Annotated in this window: 4 protein-coding genes and 3 tRNA genes; all 7 read right to left on the bottom strand. The window is 53.1% G+C overall.

Annotated features, from left to right (window positions below; translation table 11 throughout):
• Positions 1–535, bottom strand: a 535-nt coding sequence (locus tag ACU680_RS27345; RefSeq protein WP_448181071.1) for a GTP-binding protein, incomplete at its 3' end; no start/stop codon positions are given.
• Between the two features lie 84 nt (positions 536–619).
• A tRNA-Thr gene (locus ACU680_RS27340) sits at positions 620–695 on the bottom strand.
• 26 nt (positions 696–721) lie between these two features.
• Positions 722–795: transfer RNA gene (locus ACU680_RS27335), tRNA-Gly, on the bottom strand.
• Positions 796–819: 24 nt separating this feature from the next.
• Positions 820–904: transfer RNA gene (locus tag ACU680_RS27330), tRNA-Tyr, on the bottom strand.
• A 142-nt stretch (positions 905–1,046) separates the two neighbouring features.
• On the bottom strand, positions 1,047–1,484 hold the full coding sequence (locus ACU680_RS27325) for a hypothetical protein (protein ID WP_367085915.1): 438 nt from the start codon (positions 1,482–1,484) through the stop codon (positions 1,047–1,049).
• Between the two features lie 7 nt (positions 1,485–1,491).
• Complete coding sequence (locus ACU680_RS27320; RefSeq protein ID WP_367085916.1) at positions 1,492–2,241, bottom strand: pantothenate kinase; 750 nt, start codon at positions 2,239–2,241, stop codon at positions 1,492–1,494.
• A complete protein-coding gene (gene birA / locus ACU680_RS27315; RefSeq protein WP_448181070.1) occupies positions 2,231–3,184 on the bottom strand; it encodes a bifunctional biotin--[acetyl-CoA-carboxylase] ligase/biotin operon repressor BirA in 954 nt (317 codons plus the stop codon). The genes ACU680_RS27320 and birA overlap by 11 nt, the downstream gene beginning before the upstream one ends.
• Positions 3,185–3,382 lie beyond the last annotated feature (198 nt).

The raw sequence follows: 3,382 nt of genomic DNA, 5'->3' as shown, positions 1-3,382 counted from the left end.
GCGCCATACGAGCCGAACCGATGATGATTGGAGTGTCATCGCCCGGGAAGTCGTAGGTGGACAGCAGGTCGCGAACTTCCATCTCAACCAGTTCCAGCAGCTCAGCGTCGTCTACCAGGTCAGCCTTATTCAGGAAAACCACGATGTACGGAACGCCTACCTGACGGGACAACAGGATGTGCTCACGGGTTTGTGGCATCGGACCATCAGCGGCCGAGCAAACCAGAATAGCGCCGTCCATTTGAGCAGCACCGGTGATCATGTTCTTCACATAGTCAGCGTGACCTGGGCAGTCAACGTGAGCGTAGTGACGGATCAGCGAGTTGTACTCAACGTGTGCGGTGTTGATGGTGATACCGCGAGCTTTTTCTTCTGGAGCGCTGTCGATCTTGTCGAATTCAACTACGGCCGAACCGAAAACTTCGGAGCAGACGCGAGTCAGAGCAGCGGTCAGAGTGGTTTTACCGTGGTCAACGTGACCAATGGTCCCTACGTTGACGTGGGGCAGGGAACGATCAAATTTTTCCTTAGCCATCGATAACACCCTCAACAGAAGAATTAGACGAACGATATCTACCATTAAAACAAAGGCAGATATTTTCATATCTGCCTTGTCATATGGAGCTCTTGAGCGGATTTGAACCGCTGACCTCACCCTTACCAAGGGTGTGCTCTACCAACTGAGCTACAAGAGCGTAACACTTTGCACAACCTGCAAACTTGGAGCGGGTAGCGGGAATCGAACCCGCATCATCAGCTTGGAAGGCTGAGGTTCTACCACTAAACTATACCCGCGGAGCTTGCAGCTCACGCTAAAAATGGTGGAGGGGGAAGGATTCGAACCTTCGAAGTCGTAGACGTCAGATTTACAGTCTGATCCCTTTGGCCGCTCGGGAACCCCTCCTAAGCGAGCCGGCATTCTATACTATGCCGACCTTCTGTCAAGCATTTTCTCATTAAAAACCTGAGGTTAGCTGCGTTGACACCGCCCCGCTTTGACAACCTGTTTAGGTGTTCGCTGTGGAGCGGGCGCCATTCTATGCAAACTATTCCAGCGGTGCAACCCCCTCACACAGCATTATTTTATGTTTTAACTCATTGAATTCCTTGGAAAGGTTTTGCAACTGCACATCCCCCAATAAACGCTGGTTTTCGGGCGCAATACGCAACCAGTAACCAGACTCGGGAAAATCCTTTTGCGAAACCTGAACCTTCACATTCATGGTAGCTAGACGCACCTGCAGCGCGGAAATGCTGCTTTCTTGAGTCAAACCACCCAAGAACAGACACTCCTGTCCGGCACGGCGCATGCCCTGCCCCGCCCCAGAGTTACCAGCTGCCTCACTCAATAAGCGAATATCTTGCTGGGACCCACGGTACATGCTGAGTGGCGTGACATCCTTTGCACGCAAGGGCGCTTCCTGCTGATGCCAGACGTAATAGAACACATTGAGAACAACGAGCAGCAGGAACAACCAACGCATACAAACCTCAAGTTAAAGGACACGCCATCGCCAACCCTACAAATACCAGGTCGGGGACGATCCGAGCATCAGGCACGACGTCCGCCACCAACCCAGCATCGCCACCGGTAATAAAGACAGTAAAGCGCTCCCCCCAATAGGACCGAGCCATTTCCATCTGGGTCAGGACGAAGCCTCTCAACATTAAAGAGCACCCACGCTCCACCGCCTCTACGGTACTGCGCCCCGGAGCATGGCTCGTCAGCGCTTTTTCGGCAGCCAAGTCCCCATAACGGATTTTCCGGGTATGTGTACGTAATTGGTTACGCATCAAGGGCATCCCTGGACAAATGAATCCCCCCAGGTGCTCACCTTCGGCATTAATAAAGTCGGCCGTCACCGCGGTGCCGAAATCCAGAATCAGACAGGCGCCAGCAGCCAAATGAAAGCCACCAAGCATCGCCAACCAGCGATCCAGCCCCAAGCGTTCATAGTCGTCATAGCCATTCCTGACACCAGACATTTCACTGGCCGACTTGGCGCACACGACTGAAACCCCGAACGTCTGCTCGAGAATTCGGGTGAGCGCGGCAGTTTCTTCACCGGTCCTTACGCTGACCAACCGACATTTACGCAACGACAGGCTGTCAAATGCGCACAAGCTATCCACCAGAGCTTGATCCGAGTCGACAACACCTTCCGCGAACAGACCGCCAGCAGCTGTATTCAATACACGCCACTTGATAAAGCTATTCCCACAGTCGAGCTCAAGAATCATCACGCAACCTCAGGCTGAGCTCACCACCGTTAAATACTTTTTCCACGCCATCCACCTTCAAACGCAGCGCACCCTGACTATCGATGCCGAGCACCACGCCCTCTATATGACTAACGCCCGCAATCAACGAAACCGGACGCCCCTGCCACACATGGTATTTTTCCCACTCCTCCTGGAGCTCCGAAAAACCATCAAGCTGATGGCGCTGAATATAGTGACTCAACTGCTCGCTCAACTCAGCCGCCAAGATATTGCGATCACTGCTTTTGCCCGTTTCCAGTCGAATCGACGTCCATTGCTGGTCCACCTCATCAGCAATCTGCATGTTCACATTAATGCCTATACCTAGCACTACATGGCAAACATCTGCAGGATCCCCGACAAGCTCCAGGAGGATGCCCGCGACTTTCTTGTTTCCGACCAACACATCGTTAGGCCACTTCAATCCTGCGCCTGACACACCCAGCTTTCGCAGGGAATGCATAACCGCCAAACCAACAACCAGACTCAATCCCTCGAGCTGGCGCATGCCGCCCTCAATACGCAAGACCAGGCTGTAATAGAGATTTTCAGCAAAGGGACTTACCCACTTACGCCCCCTTCGTCCCCGACCGGAAATCTGTCTCTCTGCCAACACCAGGAACGGCGCCGTGCGACCTTGATTGATCGCGCGCAACGCCTCTGCATTGGTGGAGTCAATGGAGTCAAAGACAGTCATGGGCCACACCGGGGTCAAAGCACCTATGCTGAGCGGATCGAGCAATGTCAGGGGAGCCGCTAGTTGATAGCCTCGGCCCCGGACCTTGTTAATGGATAACCCGAGCTCAGCCTCAAGATTCTGAAGCTGCTTCCATACAGCACTTCGACTGATGCCCAGGGCAGCCCCTAGAGCCTGACCAGAATGGAATCGACCATCCTTTAAAAGATTCAACAACGTCAGCATGCAGGTCTCGCCTCACAATGAGGCCCGAATAATAGCCATGAGCCGGGCGATTGCATAGAAATCAAGCAAACCACTTTCCTGCGGGCAAAACAAAACCCCAACTGCTTTCGCAATTGGGGTTTCGGAATTTAATCTTGACGATGACCTACTCTCACATGGGGAAACCCCACACTACCATCGGCGATGCATCGTTTCACT

The sequence above is a fragment of the Pseudomonas sp. LF020 genome, assembly GCF_053456425.1.
Note: the sequence above shows the minus strand (reverse complement) of the source record. Positions and strands in the feature narration are given on the sequence as shown.